This window comes from Nocardia sp. NPDC005745, assembly GCF_040630775.1.
In the GTDB taxonomy this organism is placed as follows: Bacteria; Actinomycetota; Actinomycetes; order Mycobacteriales; family Mycobacteriaceae; genus Nocardia.
The window spans coordinates 54588-72854 of the sequence record NZ_JBEXYF010000018.1 but is presented as its reverse complement, the minus strand read 5'-3'; the positions used below and the strand labels follow the sequence as shown (position 1 = coordinate 72854).

General features: G+C 68.3%; 14 protein-coding genes. 3 read left to right on the top strand and 11 right to left on the bottom strand.

Annotated features, from left to right (window positions below; translation table 11 throughout):
• Nucleotides 1–7 precede the first annotated feature (7 nt).
• Both ABZ420_RS20185 and ABZ420_RS20180 read right to left on the bottom strand, forming a co-directional pair.
• Nucleotides 8–1369, bottom strand: a complete 1362-nt coding sequence (locus ABZ420_RS20185) for a M20/M25/M40 family metallo-hydrolase (protein WP_357124736.1) — start codon at nt 1367–1369, stop codon at nt 8–10.
• A gap of 129 nt (nt 1370–1498) precedes the next feature.
• Nucleotides 1499–2002: a GtrA family protein gene (locus ABZ420_RS20180; RefSeq protein ID WP_357124733.1), complete on the bottom strand. Its 504-nt coding sequence runs from the start codon at nt 2000–2002 to the stop codon at nt 1499–1501.
• Between the two features lie 107 nt (nt 2003–2109).
• On the opposite strand from ABZ420_RS20180, the gene ABZ420_RS20175 reads away from it, so the two are divergent.
• On the top strand, nt 2110–4488 hold the full coding sequence (locus tag ABZ420_RS20175; RefSeq protein WP_357124730.1) for a beta-ketoacyl synthase N-terminal-like domain-containing protein: 2379 nt from the start codon (nt 2110–2112) through the stop codon (nt 4486–4488).
• Between the two features lie 222 nt (nt 4489–4710).
• The gene (locus tag ABZ420_RS20170) at nt 4711–6165 is read left to right on the top strand and encodes a serine/threonine-protein kinase (protein ID WP_357124727.1); all 1455 of its coding nucleotides are present in this window, start codon (nt 4711–4713) and stop codon (nt 6163–6165) included.
• Between the two features lie 68 nt (nt 6166–6233).
• On the opposite strand, the gene ABZ420_RS20165 is transcribed toward ABZ420_RS20170, so the two are convergent.
• Entirely contained in the window at nt 6234–6713 is a 480-nt protein-coding gene (locus tag ABZ420_RS20165) for a helix-turn-helix domain-containing protein (protein ID WP_357124725.1), read from the bottom strand.
• Between the two features lie 84 nt (nt 6714–6797).
• On the opposite strand from ABZ420_RS20165, the gene ABZ420_RS20160 reads away from it, so the two are divergent.
• Nucleotides 6798–8033, top strand: a complete 1236-nt coding sequence (locus tag ABZ420_RS20160) for an MFS transporter (RefSeq protein WP_357124723.1) — start codon at nt 6798–6800, stop codon at nt 8031–8033.
• Nucleotides 8034–8142: 109 nt separating this feature from the next.
• On the opposite strand, the gene ABZ420_RS20155 is transcribed toward ABZ420_RS20160, so the two are convergent.
• From ABZ420_RS20155 to gmd, 8 genes are all read right to left on the bottom strand, one after another.
• Complete coding sequence (locus tag ABZ420_RS20155; protein ID WP_357124721.1) at nt 8143–9492, bottom strand: cytochrome P450; 1350 nt, start codon at nt 9490–9492, stop codon at nt 8143–8145.
• A gap of 11 nt (nt 9493–9503) precedes the next feature.
• Nucleotides 9504–10781, bottom strand: coding sequence for an NAD(P)-binding domain-containing protein (locus ABZ420_RS20150; protein ID WP_357124719.1), 1278 nt, complete (start codon nt 10779–10781; stop codon nt 9504–9506).
• 188 nt (nt 10782–10969) lie between these two features.
• Nucleotides 10970–12538, bottom strand: coding sequence for a glycosyltransferase family 87 protein (locus ABZ420_RS20145; protein ID WP_357124717.1), 1569 nt, complete (start codon nt 12536–12538; stop codon nt 10970–10972).
• 56 nt (nt 12539–12594) lie between these two features.
• Nucleotides 12595–13773 carry a nucleotide disphospho-sugar-binding domain-containing protein gene (locus ABZ420_RS20140; RefSeq protein WP_357124714.1) on the bottom strand — a complete coding sequence of 393 codons (1179 nt, stop codon included), beginning with the start codon at nt 13771–13773 and terminating at the stop codon, nt 12595–12597.
• Between the two features lie 4 nt (nt 13774–13777).
• Nucleotides 13778–14962 carry a class I SAM-dependent methyltransferase gene (locus tag ABZ420_RS20135; protein ID WP_357124712.1) on the bottom strand — a complete coding sequence of 395 codons (1185 nt, stop codon included), beginning with the start codon at nt 14960–14962 and terminating at the stop codon, nt 13778–13780.
• Nucleotide 14963: 1 nt separating this feature from the next.
• The gene (locus tag ABZ420_RS20130; protein ID WP_357124709.1) at nt 14964–15911 is read right to left on the bottom strand and encodes a GDP-mannose 4,6-dehydratase; all 948 of its coding nucleotides are present in this window, start codon (nt 15909–15911) and stop codon (nt 14964–14966) included.
• A gap of 1 nt (nt 15912) precedes the next feature.
• Nucleotides 15913–17166: a class I SAM-dependent methyltransferase gene (locus ABZ420_RS20125; protein ID WP_357124705.1), complete on the bottom strand. Its 1254-nt coding sequence runs from the start codon at nt 17164–17166 to the stop codon at nt 15913–15915.
• Nucleotides 17163–18188, bottom strand: coding sequence for a GDP-mannose 4,6-dehydratase (gene gmd, locus ABZ420_RS20120; RefSeq protein WP_357124702.1), 1026 nt, complete (start codon nt 18186–18188; stop codon nt 17163–17165). Before gmd ends, ABZ420_RS20125 begins: the two co-directional genes overlap by 4 nt.
• Between the last annotated feature and the right edge of the window lie 79 nt (nt 18189–18267).

Genomic DNA, 18267 nt, shown 5'->3' with positions numbered 1-18267 from the left:
GATCGGATCAGCTGTGCAGTAGGAAGTGTTCCAGCACGCGGGTGCCGAATTCGAGGGCCTGCACCGGCACCCGCTCGTCGACGCCGTGGAACAGGGCGGTGAAGTCCAGTTCCGGCGGCAGCTGCAGCGGGGCGAAACCGAAGCAACGAATACCCAAGCGGGCGAACGCTTTCGCGTCCGTTCCGCCGGAGAGCATGTACGGCACCGTGCGGCCGCGCGGATCATGGGCGAGCACGGCGTTGTTCATCGCCTCGACCAGATCGCCGTCGAAGGTCGTCTCGTAGGAGTCGAGCTTGGTGATCCACTCGCGTTCGACATCGGGGCCGATCAGCTCGTCCACCTCCCGTTCGAACGCCGCCTGCCGCCCGGGAACCACGCGGCAGTCCACCACCGCCTCGGCGGTCTGCGGGATCACGTTGGCCTTGTACCCGGCTTGCAGCATGGTGGGATTGGCGGTGTCGCGCAGGGTGGCTCCGATGATGCGGGAAATGGTGCCCAGCTTGGCCAGCTGACCCTCGATGTCGGGGCTGGACGGATCGAATTCCAGACCTGTCTCCTCGGCGACGGCGGCGAGGAAGGCGGCCACCGAATCCGACAGCACCAACGGGAAGGTGTGTTTGCCCAGCCGGGACACGGCGTCGGCGAGGATGGTGACGGCGTTGTCCTCGTGCAGGAACGAGCCGTGGCCGGCGCGGGCCTTGGCGCGCAACCGCATCCAGCCCAGACCCTTCTCGGCCGTCTCGACCAGATACAGCCTGCGTTCGGTGCCGTCGGGGCGCGGCACGGTCAGCGAGAATCCGCCGACCTCCCCCACCGCCTCGGTGACGCCGTCGAACAGATCGGGGCGGTTGTCCACCAGCCACTGCGAGCCCCACTTGCCGCCGTTCTCCTCATCGGCCAGGAACGCGAAGACCAGATCGCGCGGCGGCACCGTCCCCTCGAGTTTGAACTGGCGGGCCACCGCCAGCGCCATCCCGACCATGTCCTTCATGTCGATCGCGCCGCGACCCCACACGTAGCCGTCGCGCACCGCGCCGGAGAACGGATGCACGCTCCAGTCCGCGGCCTCGGCGGGCACCACGTCCAGGTGCCCGTGGATCATCAGGGCGCCACGACTGCGATCGGCGCCTTCCAGCCGCGCGAAGACATTGCCGCGACCTTCCGCGCCGGATTCGACGTATTCGGTGACATAGCCCGCCTGGTGCAGCTGGTCTGCCACCCACTGCGCACATTCGCGCTCCCCTTTGGTGGTGGCCAGATCACCGGTATTGGAGGTGTCGAAGCGGATCAGCGTACTGACCAGCTCCACCACTTCCGACACCGCGCGCGAGCTTCTGTTCGGGTCGATTCCTTCGCCAGTTGCGGACACGCCCCCTTTCCTACCACCCGCGCGGCGGTGCGAACGCGCGGCCGGGGTGTCGCGGCGGGGCGCCGCGGCCCGCACAGTGGGCGATCACGCCGGACAGGGTTGTCATCAGGATGAGCGCAACCGGCCGGTTCAGCCCGCGCCGGGGCGCTCGACCTCGTCGGGGAACACCACCCGCACGAATGCCCAGAACCGGAACACCATGCCCAGCGCGGTGCCGATCAGCTGCGCGGCCACGAAGTCGGCCACGTTCTGGGTGAAACGGGAGACCTCGGGCACCTCGAGATGCAGCACATACCGCGACACCCACAGCGGTGCGGTGTTGATCGCGACGGCCAGGAAACTGACCAGGTAGAACAGCGCCGCCTCGTGGTGGCCGCGCCGCCCGCCGCGCCCGTCGAAGGACCACTGCTTGTTGAGCACATACGACAAGGTGATCGCCGCCAGCACCGCGACCACTTTCGCGGTGACCGGATACGCCTCGAGCGCGGTGCTCTTCAAGGTCAGGAACACCGCGGTGTCCAGCGTGAACGCGGCGGCACCGACGGAGGCGAAACGGAGGAGTTCTCGACGCCGTGCCTCGCCCCCCAGCGCGGACGTCACCCGAGCGAAAACGGGGCGTTCGGAAAACAGCACAGGTAAAGTCTCCGGCACATGTCCCGACCCCACAACAAGATCGGCAGATTCACCGCACCGCTTGTTCCACGGGTGCACGGTCGGTGGATCGCGGGCAGGCGAGAAGCGTGAAGAAAGCCAAGCGGCGCACCCGTCCTCAGCAGACAGCGATCGACATCGCCGAGCCGATCGCCGTGATCGGCATGAGCTGTCGCTTCGCCGGAGGCGCCGATTCCCCGGAAGCGTTGTGGCGGTTGCTGATCGAGGAGACCGACGCGATCGCCGACGAACCGCCGCCCGGTCGCTGGTCCGGTGACCATCGCGGCGCCGACCGTGCCGCCGCGGGCAAGACGGTGTCGGTCGCGGGTGGGTATCTGGCGGATGTCGCCGGTTTCGACGCCGAATTCTTCGGCATCACCCCACGCGAAGCGGCCGATATGGATCCGCAGCAACGCTTGGCGCTGGAATTGGCCTGGGAGGCATTCGAGGACGCGGGAATCCGCCCCGACCGGGTTCCGCGGACGGGCGTGTATTTCGCCAACAAGTTCAACGACTATCGCGCCGTGAAACTCGCCCGTGGCGCCACCGCCATCACACCGTTCACCAGTACCGGAGATGTCGAAGGCGTTATCGCCAACCGGGTGTCGTACTTCCTGGGTTTCGACGGCCCCAGCATGACGGTGAACGCCTCCTGCGCGGGATCGCTGGTCGCGGTGCACCTGGCTTGTCAGGCGCTGCGGGCGGGTGAGAGCGCGGTGGCCGTCGCCGGTGGGGTGCAACTGAATCTGATCCCGGAGACCACGATCGGATTGTCCGCGCTGGGGGTGTTGTCCGCGCGCGGCCGATCCCGCACCTTCGACGCCACCGCCGACGGCTACGTGCGCGGCGAAGGCGGCGCGGTCGTCGTGCTCAAGCCGCTGCGACAGGCCCTGCGCGACGGTGACCGCGTCTACTGCACCCTGCTGGGCAGCGCCACCAACAACAACGGCAGACATCGCTCCATGCCCGCCAGCAGCGCCGACGGGCAGCGGCAACTGCTGCGGCGGGCGTGCGCGCGAGCGGGTGTCGACCCCTCGACGATCGACTACGTGGAGGCGCACGGCACCGGCACCGCGGTCGGCGACCGCGCCGAACTGTCGGCGCTGGCCGAGGTCTACGGCACCGGCAGAGCGCCCGGCGCACCGCTGAGGGTCGGCTCGATCAAGACCAATATCGGGCACACCGAAGCGGCCGCGGGCATGGCGGGACTGGTGAAAGCCGCGCTCGCCCTGACCCATCGCCGCATCCCACGCAGCCTCCATTTCCAACGACTGCCAGAGGAATTGGATTCTCAGACGGCCGGCGTGCGCATCGCCGACATCGCGCTGCCGTGGCCGCAGCACGACCGGCCGGCGCGCGCCGCGGTGAGTGCGTTCGGGTTCGGCGGCTCCAACGCTCACGTCATCGTCGAAGCCGCGCCCCCGCCCGAGCCGGTAACCGAGGCCGGCGTCTCGCAGCGGCTGGTCGTGCTGTCCGCCCGCACCGAGACCGCGCTGCGCGCGCACGCACATCGGCTGCGTGAGCATCTCCTCCACAATCCGGGGATCGGTCTGGGCGATCTCGCCCATACCCTCGCCACGAGAACACCCTTCCGGCAACGGCTTTCGGTGGTGGCCGACGATGTGGGCGCGGTTGTCGACTTCCTCGGCGCCTACCTCGACGGGACCACGCCGAAAGACGACACCGAGCACGAGGCGCTGAGTCTGGTGCTGTCCGCGGCCCTGCGTCCCGGCACGGTGGCCCACCGCGACCTGCTCGAGGCGGCGGGCGTGCTGTTCGAGCGTGGTGTCGAGCCCGACTGGGCGGCGGTGAACCCGCCGGGCCGACCGGTATCCCTGCCCACCTATCCATTCCAGCGCCGGCGGCATTGGGCGCAGCCCCAAGCCCCGGTCCAGGAACCCGGTGTAGCCGCGATCGGATCGCCTTCGTTCGACTTGCCGCCAGGTGACCACGCCGCTCCTGCTGATGTTCGAGGTTCCGGGGTCGGGACCGCGCTGGTTGTGTCGCCGGTGACGACCCAGGGAGCGGTCGATCCGGCCGCTACGGTCCAGGACCGGGCACCAGCCCACGCGTCTCCCGCGTTCAGCGAGCCGCGAAGCAACTCCGCGCACGACCTCGCCGCCCTTATTACCGCCGAACTCGCCCACGTCGTTGGTATCGCACCCGAACGGGTGCCCGCACGGCAGAACTTCGACCAGCTCGGGATCGGCTCGGTGCACGCCGTGGAACTGTCGGCGCGCCTCAGCGCCCGCCTGGGCATCGACGTCCCCGCCGCCATCATCTGGGGCTGCCCCACCGTCGAGCTGCTGGCCACCGAACTGAACATCCGCCTCGCGCCCCTACACCCGGCCGCGGATCCGGCACCCCGAACCGCCACTGCGTCGGTAATGGCACCGGAATCACCGTCGGACGAGGAAGTTCTCTCGACAGCCGAACTGCTGGTGTTGAGCCGGGAATTGCTCGGCTGAGCCGCAGTCGCTCTACGGCGCCGGTGGCGAACGATCCGCCGCCCATGGATTCGGCAGCCACGAAAGACACGGCTGAGCGCGGTCGCAGGACGGGACCCCAGAGCAGCGTTCGATATCCGGGATCGGCTCGTAACGCGATGCGCGAGCGCCGCCCGGTCTGCGGTCCGGAAGCGGATATGCTGCCCACGGTTCGGGTGGGCTGGGATCCAAAGGGGGTCAAAGATGTTGAGGCAGCACGAGTCGTTCGCCGACTACGTGATCGAGGGCGTACTCGGGCAAGGCGGTATGGGCACCGTCTATCTGGCCCGCCACCCGCGGCTGCCGCGACTGGTGGCACTCAAACTGCTCAATCGCGCGGTGTCGGAGGACGAAGAACTGCGCAGACGGTTCGAACTGGAGGCCAATGTCGTCGCTCGCCTGGAACATCCGGGAATCGTCGGCGTCTACGATCGCGGCAGCCAGGACGGGCACCTGTGGATCTCCATGCAGTACGTCCGCGGCACCGACGCCGCCCGGCTCGACCCGCAGACCACCCGTCCGGACCATGTCCTGCACATCGTCGGTGATACGGCCAAGGCTCTCGACTACGCCCACGGCCGAGGGGTGCTGCATCGTGACATCAAGCCCGCCAACATCCTGATCGCCGAGGCGGAGGCCGGTCGCGAAACCCGTGCTCTGCTCACGGATTTCGGCATCGCGCGGCTGCTCGACGCCGATACCAAGCTCACCGCAACCGGGACGTTCACCGCCACACTCGCCTATGCCTCACCCGAGCAACTGTCCGGTGAGCCGGTCGATCACCGCGCCGATCAATATTCCCTCGGCTGCACCCTCTACACGATGCTGGCCGGGCAACCGCCCTTCCCCTCGACCAATCCCGGTCAGATCGTCGCTGGACACATCGCCAAGCCGGTACCGAGGCTCAGCGACACCCGTCCGGAGCTGCCACGGCAGCTCGACAATGTGATCGCACGCGCGCTGGCCAAACACCGCGACGAACGATTCGCCAGCTGTGGCGAGTTCGCGGCAGCCGCGGCGGCGGCCCTGCGCGGCGATGCTGCCCACGTGCCGCCCGCGCCGACCTTCGTCAACCAGCGCTCCACCCACTCGGCGACGGCGATCGACTCTTGGCCGCGGTCGGCTCCGACCTTGCTGAACCAGCCTTCGGAGCCCAGGTGGCGCGCCGAGCCGCTGCCCCCGATGCCACCGCTCACACCCGTCTACGATCCGGCTCGGCCGTCCGGCGTCGTCCCCAGAATCGGCGCCGTCGTCGCGTTCGCCTTCGGTCTGGTCTTCTGTCTGATCCTCGCCAGCGGAGCGATGGAGCTGACGACCCCGCACATCGAATATGGTCGCCGCCAGACGCTGCGTGAGGTCGCCCTCGACCTTCTCGTCCCCATGGCGATCTCCACCACGATGGCCTTGTTGCTGATCTGCGGCTCGATCGCACTGTTTCGGCGCAAACGATCCGGCCGCATCGCCGTGGCAGTCGGCACCGGGATCATCACGCTGGTCTGCCTGGTCGGATTAGGGGCGAGCCTGAGCGGAGACAGCCGCGGCAGCGACTTCGTCTTCATCGGCACCGTCCTGTTTTTCTCTTGCACAGGACTGCTGTGTGCGGTGGCCCCCGCGACCGGCCGTTGGATCGCCGACAGACGTGCCGGGAACCGGCCGTGAACGCGAACACCCGCGGATTCCGATAGCCGCATCGCGGAACGGATTCGGCGTAGTCGCGGTGCGGCCGATTACGCGTCCGCCACCGAGATGTCGTGTTCGCCCACCTTGCGAACTCGGGTGGTCGCCGCGGTGACGCGCTCGCCCCTGTGGTTTTCGGCGCGCAGGGGGGCGACGGGGCTGCCGTCACGGTCGACGAGCGTGGAGTGGGGTTCGCCGTCGGTGAAGGTGTGGCGTTCTCCCCATTGGCGCAACGCCACGACGAGCGTGAAGAGGTCTTGCCCGGCTCCGGTGAGTGTGTAGCTGTGCCGCTTGCCGCCCGGGGCGGTGCTCGTGGTGAGGATGCCGTGGTCGACCAGCCTGCGCAGGCGATCGGTGAGGATGTTGCGGGCGATCCCGAGCCGCTGCTGGAAGTCGGTGAAGCTCGCCGCGCCGTCCATGGCGTCGCGCACGATCAGCAAGCTCCACCGGTCGCCCACGAGGTCGACGGTTCGCGCGACCGGGCAGGTGGGATCGGTCCACTCGCGGCCGGTACCGAGCGTCGTGGTCATGAGCCTCCTCCAGTCAGTTGCAATTCGAAACCATTATTACCTATCCTCGAATGGTTGCATTTTGCTACTGATATGGGAGACGTGGTGGCGACAGGAGTCACAAGGCCGCAGCGATTCGTCCTGGCACTGGTGTGCGCAGTGGCCGTATCGACGATCTATGCGATACAGCCGGTTCTGGAAGCAGCGGGCGCCGGCCTGGGAGTGGCACCCGAGTCGCTGGGCGGGCTGGTCGCCGCCGGGCAGGTCGGCTACTTCGCCGGTCTGATCCTGCTGGTCCCGCTCGGCGACGTGGTGAATCGGCGGCGGCTCATCACCGTGCATCTGGTCCTCACCGCCGCGGGAGCCGCGGTCGCGGCCGCCGCCCCGAACGGTGCCGTCGCGGTCGCGGGGCTGGCGATGGCGGGACTGTTCGCGGTCGTGGTTCAGGTGACTGTCGCCTACGTCGCCGCCGTCTCCGCGCCGGGCGAGCGGGGCCGCAATATCGGCGCGATCACCTCCGGAGTGGTGATCGGCATCCTCGGCGTCCGCGTCCTGGCCGGGATCTTGGGCGACACGGTCGGCTGGCGTGCGGTATACGCGCTGCTCGCCGTACTGTGCCTTGCTCTGGCTCTCACCGTCCGCGCGGCACTCGACCCGGACCGCGGAACTCCCGGCGCGCGGTACACGCAGGTGCTGGCATCGATGGGGCGGCTCGCGCGCACCGATCGCCTGTTTGTGAGCCGAGGCCTGATCGCGTTCTTCCTCTTCGCGTCCTTCGGAACCCTCTGGAGCGGGCTGGCCCTGCCCCTCGGCGCCGACCCGTGGAACTTCGGCACCACGCAGATCGGCCTGTTCGCAGTGGCGGGCCTGGCCGGAGCTCTCGGCGCCGCCCGCGCGGGACGATGGGCCGACTCCGGGCACGCACAGGCGATCACCGGATCCGCACTGGTGGTACTCACCGCCTCCTGGTCGCTCATCGCCCGGACCGAAACAACCCTGTGGCCGCTCGCCATCGGCATCGTTCTCCTCGACTTCGCCGTCCAAGCAGTACATGTCGGTAGCCAGCATTTGCTGACCACGGCGCATCCGCACCGCGCCAGCAGCGTCATAGGCGCCTATATGGCCTTCTACTCGCTCGGATCCGCCCTCGGTGCACTCACGACCACCTGGGCATACAGCACCCGAGGATGGCAGGCCTCCTGCTGGGCCGGCGCGGCCTACTCCCTTGCCGCACTGGTTGTGTGGGGACTGGCCCAGGTCACCGGCATCACCCGGCCCGGGGCCGCGGGTGCGCCCGGTCCTCGACCGAAGTGCCCGGACGCGGCAGCCCTGCCATGCTGAGCGGCGACCACGCGCGGATCACCCGCCTCCTGAACACTCCAGCGGGCACACGACATTCCCGACCGGTGAGATTTCGGATCTGCTCGCCGGAGCGGCCGAACAGCCCCGGTCAGGTCGTAACGGGCTCGGTGACGCGGCGGACCGGACGGATGCGGATGCCGGATTCCGGGCGCAAATTCACCGAGGCCAGCGGCACCACCGGGTGGGTGTGGTCGAGTTCGAGCCGGAAACGCTGCACCGTCATGGCCAGGATCAGCACCATCTCCGTCATCGACATGTCTTTGCCGAGGCAGATGCGCGGGCCACCGGAGAACGGGAAGAACGCGAACTTGTGCCGCTCGGCCACCGCCGCGTCGGCGAAACGTTCCGGACGGAACTCCTCCGGGTCGTCCCACAGCCGCTTGTCGCGGTGGACGTAGTACATGCACAACGTGACTCGCGCGCCCGCGGGCACATGGTAACCGCCGATCTCGTCATCGGCGATGGGGGTGCGCTCGACGATCCAGGCGGGCGGATACAGCCGCATCGTCTCTTCGATCACCATGCGGCAGTAGTTCAGCTGCCCCAGATCCGCGAAGGACGGGCTGCGGTCGCCGAGCACGGCGCGCACCTCCCCGGCCAGCTTCTCCTGGCTCTCCGGATGGGTGGCCAGCAGGTAGCACGCCCACGACAGCGCGTTGGCCGGGGACTCGTGGCCGGCCACGAGCAGGGTCTTGATCTCGTTGAGCAGATCCTCCTCGCGCATGCCCTGACCGCCTTCGTCGCGGGCGCGCACCAGCGCGGTGAGCACGTCGGTGGTGTCACCGCCGCGACGGCGTTCGGCGATGAGATGGCGTACCACGTCGTCGAGTTCACCGACCTTGCGCGCGACCCGGCGAGCCTCCGGTGTCGGGAAGGATTGCGGCAGCTTCACCGGCGCGTTCACCCGCTTCATGATGAGCGCGAACGCCGCGCGCATCGCGTCGGTCACCTGGCTGGTGTCGGTGGACAGGTCCAAGCCGAACAGGATCCGGCCGGTCACCGCGAGCAGTAGCTTGACGTAGTCGTCGTAGATGTCGCGGAACTGCCCGGCCGCGGCGTCCCAGCCGTCGAGCATCGCCGCGGCGCTGTCGGTGATGTCGTCGGCGAAACCCTTGACGTGCGAATGGGAGAACGCCGGGGAGATCAGCTTGCGCTGGGTGCGCCAGTACTCCAGGTTGTTGGTGGTCAGCTGCCCCTCGCCGAGCAGGATGCTGAACTCGTCGTAGATCGGGCTCTTGCGGTAGTTGGTGTAGTTGTCCTTGAGCACGTACTCGGTCATCGCCGGGTCCGCGACGAGGTAGACCAGCATCGGGCCTGCCTTGACCCGCACGACGTCGCCGTAGCCCTCCAGCAGCGCGCCCACCGTCGTCAGCGGGTTCTTCGCCAGTTTCGGCAGCATGCGTCCGGTTTCCACCAGACCTGGCCCGGGTGCTTTCATCGAACGACCTTTCACTTCAAGAGCTTGGCGTGCTTGCGCAGCTGGTTCACGTAGTCCTGCTTCTCCACCACCAGCGGGTACTGGTCGGCGTGGTAGAGCCGCAACCCGGCGTACAGGTCGGGCTGGCGGCCCTCGGTGGCGCGATCGAAACGCTCGACCCGCCGCGGATCGCTCGCCTTGGCCCGCAGGTACCGCGCGACCAGCTCGGCTTGTTTCTCGTAGACATCCCAGTGCGAACCGATCGGCCGCACCATCCCCACGACGAACAGGTCGCGGGTGTGCGGCGGAAAGATGTTGAGATACAGGCCCGGTCGCAGGCTGTCACCGGCCCAGTTCAGATGGGTCCGGTCGACGACGGGATAGTTCGGCACGAACCCGGTGGCCAGCACCACCAGATCGACTTTCTCCTCGGTGCCGTCGGTGAAGGTCACCCGGTCGTCATCGATCGCGGTGACGTCCGGTTTGGGCGTGATGTCACCGTGGGTGTAGTGGTGATGCAGCTGGTCGCCCAGCATCGGGATGACGATGCCGTCGGTGAAATCCGGCACCGGGAGCCCGAACGTGCGGGAGCGGCCGCGCAGATACGAGAACAGCCGCTCGAAGGCCCGCTTACGCAGTGGCCGCCACATCTTGCCTTGCAGCATGCTGTCGGTCGGGCGGCCCAGCATGTACTTGGGCATGCAGTAGAACCCGCGCCTGCTGCTGTGCAGGGTCAGCGCGGCGTTGACCGCGCAGTCGGACAGGATGTCGGCCGCCGACTGTCCGGCCCCGATCACCAGCACTCGCTTGCCTAGCACCTGTTCGGGATGGCGGTACTCGCTGGAATGCAGCACGGGCACCGTGCCCGACCCGGGGATATCGATGCGCCGCGGGGTGCGGTCGTGCCCGGTGGCGACGACCACCCCGGCGCAGCGTCGCTCGGATCCGTCGGCCAGGGTGACCGTCCAGCCGTCTTCTGCTGGTTCGACGCGCTGCACCGAGGTGTTCAACCGGATGCGCGGCCACAGGTCGAAGGCGTCGGCGTAGGAGTGCAGATAGCGCAGCACGAGCTCGTGCCCCGGATAGTCCGGATAGTCCTCGGGCATCGGGAATCCCGAAAACGCCTGCACACCTTTGGACGCGATCACGTGCGTGTTGTGGCTGACCGGTGAGTCCGGACGCCGTGCGTCCCAGATCCCGCCGATCCCGTCGGACGCCTCGAGCACCTCGAAATCCAAACCGTGCGCGGCGAACTCACGCGCGGTCGCCAAACCCGCCGCGCCCGCGCCGATCACGCAATAGTCGCTCATGCACTGTCCCCTCTGCGCTGCCGCCTGCGGGCCTGACCGCTCATGCTGTGTCTACTTCCGGCATGAGCGGGGCCTGCGTGGTCACGCTGCGCTGCCGCCTCCGGGCCTGACCGCTCATGCTGTGTCTACTTCCGGCATGAGCGGGGCCTGCGTGGTCACGCTGCGCTGCCGCCTCCGGGCCTGACCGCTCATGCCGCGCCGACCCGTTCGGTTCGTGGAGTGTCTTCCTGCGGCGGCGCGGGTTCCGGATCGGTGCCCGCGCTCGCCCGCCAGGCCACCACGAAGCAGGCGACGTAGATGAGCGTCTGCGCCACCAGCGTGAAGTAGACGTTCTCGTTGTAGACCGCGACGATCAGCCAGGCCACCGTGAGCAAGGCGACGGTGCGTTTGCCACCGCGCATCAGCCCGGCGTACACCGCCAGCATCCATACCGCGCCCACCGCGATGTACACCCACGGACCGAACGGAGCGCGGAACGACGCCAGCGTCAGCACCGCCAGCCAGATGGCCAGCTGCTCGGCGCGCACCCGCGGCCCTTCCGCCCCGGCCGACAGCCGCCGGTGGATACGGACCGCGGTAGCCGCCACCAGCATCAGCAGCAACAACGTGTAGATGTTGGTGATCACGCGCGCGGGCCCGACGGGATCGCCGATGTCCCAGCCCATGATGTTCGCCTTGTACGGCAGCCCGAACGGTGAATAGTTGACCAGCTGGTTGGCTCGCTCCACCAGCACGAACTGGTGGAATTCCCCGCTGGCCAGCCGCTGCCAGGTGCCGTCGGACAGGAATTGCCGCCACGGTTCCCAGCCGAAGATCGCCAGCGTGGCCAGTGAATACAGCACGCCGAACACCGCGGTCCACACCGCCGGTCGCCAGCGCCGCTGGACCAGCAGATAGACCAGCAGGATCGCCGGGGACACCTTGGCGATGATCGCGAACGCCAGCGCCGCGCCGCCGAAGATATCGCGCCGCAGATGGAACAGCACCATGGCGCCCGCCCCGCCGACATACAGCGCCAGCACGTGGATGTTGCCGATCTGCAAAGTCGCCAGGGTCGGCAGGCTGAGCCACACCACCGGGGTCAGCGCCGCCAGCACCCCGCCCTGCCTGCCGCCGACCCAGCGGGCGATGGCGAACATCGCCACCAGCACGATCGCCACGTACAGCGAGTAATACAGCGCGCGCAGCGTGGCGAAGTCGTGGCTGAACAGCAGCAGCAACCGGGGCAGCAGCAGGAACGGCGGCGGGTAGAGGTAGGCGTCGCGATCCTGCGGCGTCACCGCGGGCAGGATCGAATCCGCCCGGGGTGATTCGTAGCGGTGGCGGTCGTAGAGGCTCGCCGGGTCGTGCTCGGCCATGAGCGCACCGCTGATGTAACCGGACAGGTGGGTCTTCTTCACCAGGAAGTCGTCGTCGGCCGACAGCGAGGCCTCGACATTGTCGGCGTCGAGGATGAACTGCGTCAACCGGGCCAGCACCGCGACCACGAGCAGGATGGCCACGCTCCACAGCACCCGCACCACGATCGGTTTGGCACGCACCACCTCCCGCCACTCGGCGGGCACCGTCGGCACGAACAACACGAACAGCGCCACCGCGCACACGACGCCGAGCACGGCGGTCACCGGTCCGGGGAGGCCGGTGAGCGAGAGCACGATCATCACGACGGGGACGAGAATGCCGACGACGAACACCGCGTACATCGCGGCGTAGTAGTCGAGCGAACCACGGAACCTGGTCCATGTCCTGGATATCATCTGCAACCTACGGCTTTCGGTTCCCGCGTCGCCCGGTCCCGGGCCGCGCGGATGGTCTATCTGGTCGCTGCTGTGGCGTGCCCGGTCAGCAACGGAACCACCTGGGACACCACGTCGCTCGCGGTGGGTGCGGCGCGCAGGTCGACGCCGATCTGTTCGGCGGCGGCGCGGAATCCGGGTTCGCGCAGCAGTGTGCGGATCGAAGTGGTGAGCGCGTCGATGTCGCCTTGGCTCGCCGGGGTCTCGGCGGCAAGCCCGGCCCCGCTGCGCACCAGGCCGCGGGCGTAGTCGAACTGGTCGAACATCTGCGGCAGCACCAGTTGCGGCAACCCGAACCAGCCCGCGGTGAGACCGGTGGTCGAGCCGCCGTGGTGCACCAGCAGATCGCAGCTCGGCAGGAACAGGTTCAGCGGAACCTCTTGCACGACCCGCACATGGCCGGGCAATTCGCCGACGGTGGCCCGGTCGGGTGCCGACAGCGCGACGACGACCTCGGCGTCGTCGATGTCGGCCAGCGCCGCGAGGACCGATTCCAGCGGCCGCGGACCGGTCAGGCCCAGCGTGCTGCCGCCCATGCACACCGCGATCCGCTTGCGGCCGTGCTCGTTGCGGTGCCACGGCGGCAGCGCGCCGGTGCCGTTGAACGGGACGTAGCCCAGCGGGGTGCCCGGCGCGGCGTCGGGCGCTTGCAGCCGCGGTGGGCAGATGTCGAGCACGGCGACCGGGTCGGCCAGCCGGGTGCCCGCTTCGGCGGCGAGCGCGGCGGTGCGTTCGGTGAAGGGGCCGCCGGTGGGGTCGATGCCCCAGCGGTGCACCAGCACCGGCAGATCCAGGTGCGCGCCCAGCGCCCGGCCGATGGTGGCCAGCGGGTCGGTGAGGATCACCTCCGCTTGCCAGTCGGTGGCCACCGCGGCGAACGCCTCGAGGTATCGGCGGGCATGGTTGTGCCAGTTCTGCGCGGCGACCTGCCACAGGCCCTGCCCGCTGGACAGGTCGCGGTCGGCGAACAGCGGAAGCGGGAACATGCCCGGATTCACCTGGGTGCGCAACTGGTCCATCGGCACGTTGAGCGCGGTCAACTCGACGGCGTTGAGCCCCGAGCGCAGCGCGGTGGCCGTCACGTCGTCGCGCGAGGCGACCAGCACTTCATGCCCGGCCAGCCGCAGCGCCCAGCAGAACGGCACCATCGCCAGCAGGTGGCCCGACGAGGGCACCGGCACGACAAGAAACTTCATCCGATCACTCCTTCGGCTTCATCCACTCCATCGGATTGGTGTGCCGAGGCACCCATGATGGAGCCGATTGCTCGGCGTTGCGGCGTTTTTCGACGACCACGATGTTGTGGTAGAAGTGCAGCGCCCCGATCCAGTCGTCGAAGGCGCCGGTCGCGCGGCCGGATTCCTTCTCGAATTCCTGGTGGTGCAAGGCGTCCACCAGGGTTTTCAGGTAACCGATGCTGGTGGCAGGGTCGTCGGTGGCGGTGCTGCTGCCGCCCCAGCCCGACCAGTAGGAGGTCTGGGTGTCCTCCACCACGTACAGCCCGCCGGGCCGCAGGTGCGCGAACAGCGCCCGGAACGAGGCGATCACGTCACCGCTGATGTGGCTGCCGTCGTCGATGATGATGTCGAACGGGCCCAGTGAGCTGCCGAGCTCGTCGAGGAACGCCGCGTCGCCCTGATCGCCGCGCAGCGGTTGCAGGCGCGGCTCGGCGATGCCGGACTTGTCGAAGTAGTCCAGCCCGAACACCAGCCCGCGGCGGAAGTACTGCTTCCACATCCGCAGCGACGCGCCGCCCACATCGGGTGCGGTGTAGCCGCCGATGCCCAGTTCCAGGATGCGCACGCGGCTGTCGCGCAGCGGCGCGAAATGCCGATCGTAGTGCTGGGTGTACCAGTGGCCGCCCCACTTGTCCGAACCGAAGTGCAGCGACAGGGCGTTGAGGTCGTAGTGCTGTGGGCGGCAGGCGGTGACGATCCGGTCGGCGGCGACCGCGGCGGCGTCGCGGGCCAGCCGCCACGGGTCGTCGGGTGCGAAACTGCCCGGCCCCGGCTCGTCCTTGATCGCGATGGCGCGGGTGCCGAGCGCCGCGTCGGGCGGGCCGTAGACCGCGCGCAGCAGCTCCACCAGATCTTGCCGCACCACCAGCCACGGATCCTCCAGGGAGCCGGGAGCTATCGCGGGCTCCTCGGCGCCCAAGGTGAGCAGATAGTCGAGCTGTTTGCCCTCGTGGGTCAGCTCGAACACCGCCGTGACCGGCTGCCCCGGCCGGGATCCGTAGTTCGCGCGCCAGGCGATCTCCTTCAGCACCGCGTCGGCGACCGCCTCGGTGCCGATCTCGCCGATCCGCGCGGAGGTCTCCTCGTAGACGCCGTCGGCGACGGAGATCAAGTGGGCGGCGAGGACATTCTCGTCGTTCAGTGGCACGTCATCCATCCGTTCCGCCGGTGCGTACCGGCCTCGATTGCTCCGCCGGGCGCACGCCCTCGGCGGCGAGCATGGCGCGCACCATGCCGTGGAAGTCCACCGAAGGGCGCCACCCGGTCCGCTCGCGCAGCCTCGTCGCGTCACCCACCAGCGGTCGCCCGCTGCGGGTGAGCACCGAGGAACGTTCGCGGACATGGTCGTTCCAGTCCAGTCCGGCCATGCCGAACGCCGCCGCGCAGAACTGCGCGACCGTGTGGTGTTCGCCGGTGGCGACGACGAACTCGTCCGGCTCGTCGAGGGCCATGATGCGCGTCATCGCCTCGACGTAGTCCGGCGCGTACCCCCAGTCGGCGCCGGCGTCCAACCTGCCCACCTCCACCGTGGTGGTCTCACCGCGCTGGATCCGGGCGACGGCGCGCACGATCTTGCGGGTGACGAAATTCTCGGCCCGCAACGGTGATTCGTGGTTGAACATGATGCCCGCGGCCGCGAAGACGCCGCGGGCGCGGTAGGCGCGGCAGGCCAGCAGGCCCGCCGCTTTGGTCACCCCGTAGATCGAGTCCGGTCGCAGCCCGCTGTTCTCGTCGCACACCGCGGCGCCGTCGGAGCCGAAGACATGCGAGGAGGCCGCGTAGAACAGCCGCGTGCCCGTCCGGTGACGGTCGATCGCCTCCGCGAAATGCTGCACCGGCAGCGTGTTCACCCGGTGCGAGGCGCGGGCCAGCTCACGCGGGTCGCCGTGGTCGTCCTGCGAGGAGTGCTGCACCGCTGAGAGCAGATACACCTGCGCGGGGCGCTCGGCGGCGATCAGCTCCTCGACCGCGGCGGCGTCGGTGATGTCGACCGGGCCGTCGCGGCCGATCCCCAGCACGCGCTCACCGCGCGCGGTGAGCAGGTCCGACAGCAGGGTGCCGTCCTGCCCGGCCGCGCCCGTGACGACGATGGTCATCTCACACCACGTCCAGCTCCGGCAGCGGGAACACCAGCCGCCCGCCCGCCGCGCGGAAGGCGCTTTCGCGCTCCAGCATCATCGTGCGGAAATGCCAGGGCAGTACGAAGAACTGGTCGGGGGCCAGCTCGCGGGCTCGTGCCTCCGACACGATCGGGATCGCGCTGCCCGGGGTGAACTTGCCGAATTTGTCGTCGTTGACCTCCGCGATGCACGTCAGGTCCTCCGGGCCGATCCCGCAGTGCTGCAGCACCACGTTGCCTTTGGTGGAGGCTCCGTAACCGAGCGTGCGCAGGCCCGCCTTGCGGGAGCGGTCGAAGAAGTCGCGGACCCGTTCGCGATGCCGCTCGACTCGTTCGGCGAAGTCCGCGTACGGCTGCGCGGTGTGCAACCCCAGCGTGGACTCCTCCTGGCGCATGCGATCCAGCGCGGCGGCATCGGCAGGCGAGGGCTCGCCCCGCTTGCCCAAGGTGAGCGCGAAGCTGCCGCCGTTGACGGCATTGCGTTCCACCTCGAGCACCACGAAGCCGCACCGCCGCGCCATCCATTCGATCTGGTCGAGGGTGTAGTACTCCAGGTGCTCGTGACAGATCGTGTCGTAGGAGGTGGTGGCCAGCATCGCGGGCAGATAACTCTGCTCCAGCACCCAGATGCCGTCGTCGGTGAGGCTGTCGTACACCGCGCGCATGAACTCCAGCGGCGCGGGGACGTCGTAGAACATGGCGATCGAGGTGATCACCTTGGCCCGTCGCCCCGCCAACGCCGATTCGACCAGCTCGCGGGTGAAGTACCCGGTCACCAGCCGCACGTGCGGCGGATAGAACCGGCGGAACTTCTCCCCCAGCGGGTCGATGCCCACGATCGTCGCCGACCCTTCGGGGTAGGCGCGCAGCAGCGTCGCGTCGTTGCTGCCGATGTCGATCACCACGTCCTCCGGCGACAACGGCACCCGCTGCCGGATCCGCGCCACCCGGTGGGCGAGGTGGTCGATCATCGATTTGTTCAGTCCGGAGCGGTATCCGTATCCGGGGGAATACATTTCGTCGAAGTCGGCGGTGTGGCGCAACTGCACCAGCCCGCATTCCTCGCTGCCGGTGGGCACGCAGCGCACCAACTCCAACGGGTAGCGCGGCACCTCGGTCGGGTCGGTGGCCGGGAACACCCCGGTCAGCGCCATCGTGCCGAGGTCGACCACCGTCTCGAGCCGGGTGTTCCCGCACACCCGGCAACCCTGCACCGCCACTGCTTGCGTCACACGTTCTCCATATCGTGGGCGACCATCAACTCGACCAGTTCGGTGAAACTCGTGCGGGGCGCCCACCCGAGCTTCTCGCGCGCCTTGCTCGGATCTCCGGTGAGATGATGCACCTCGGCGGGCCGGAAATAGGCCGGATCCACCTCGACCAGCACCCGCGAGGTGCGCCGGTCGATTCCCTTCTCCGCCAAACCTGTTCCTTCCCAGATCAATTCGACTCCCGTGGCGGAGAAGGCGGTCTCGCACAACTCGCGCACGCTGTGCGTCTCGCCCGTGGCGATCACGTAGTCGTCGGGTTCGGGCTGTTGCAGCATCAGCCACATCGCCTCGACGTACTCCTTGGCGTATCCCCAGTCCCGGCGGGCGTCCAGGTTGCCGATGAACAGCTTGTCCTGTTTGCCCTGCGCGATGCGCACCGCGCCGCGGGTCACCTTGCGGGTGACGAAAACCTCGCCACGCCGGGGTGATTCGTGATTGAACAAGGTGCCGTTGACCGTGTACATCCCGTAGGCCTCGCGATGGTTGACCGTGATCCAGTACGCGTACAGCTTCGCCACGGCATACGGCGAACGCGGATGGAACGGGGTGTCCTCGCTGAGGGCCACATCGTGCAGTCCGCCGTACAGCTCCGAGGACGAAGCCTGGTAGAACCGGGTGGCGATGCCGGTCTTGCGGATGGCGTCCAGGATGCGCAGCGTGCCGATCGCGTTGGTCTCGGCGGTGAACTCCGGGATCTGGAACGAGATGTGCACGTGCGACTGCGCGCCCAGGTTGTAGATCTCCGCCGGGCGCACGTCCTCCAGGATCCGGTTGAGGCTGCTGGAATCCATCAGGTCCCCGTAGTGCAGGAACAGCCGGCGTTGGGAATGCGTATCGGAATACAGGTGATCTATCCGGTCGGTATTGAAATTCGACGCACGCCGGATAATCCCGTGCACCTCATATCCTTGCTGCAACAGGAATTCTGTCAGATAAGACCCGTCCTGGCCGGTGATGCCGGTTATCAGCGCCTTTCTCATCAAACCTCCAACCCCGAGACTAACGGGTAGCCAAAAAGCGGGCAATACCTATCTTTCGGCCGCTGCCGGTATTAGAATTCGA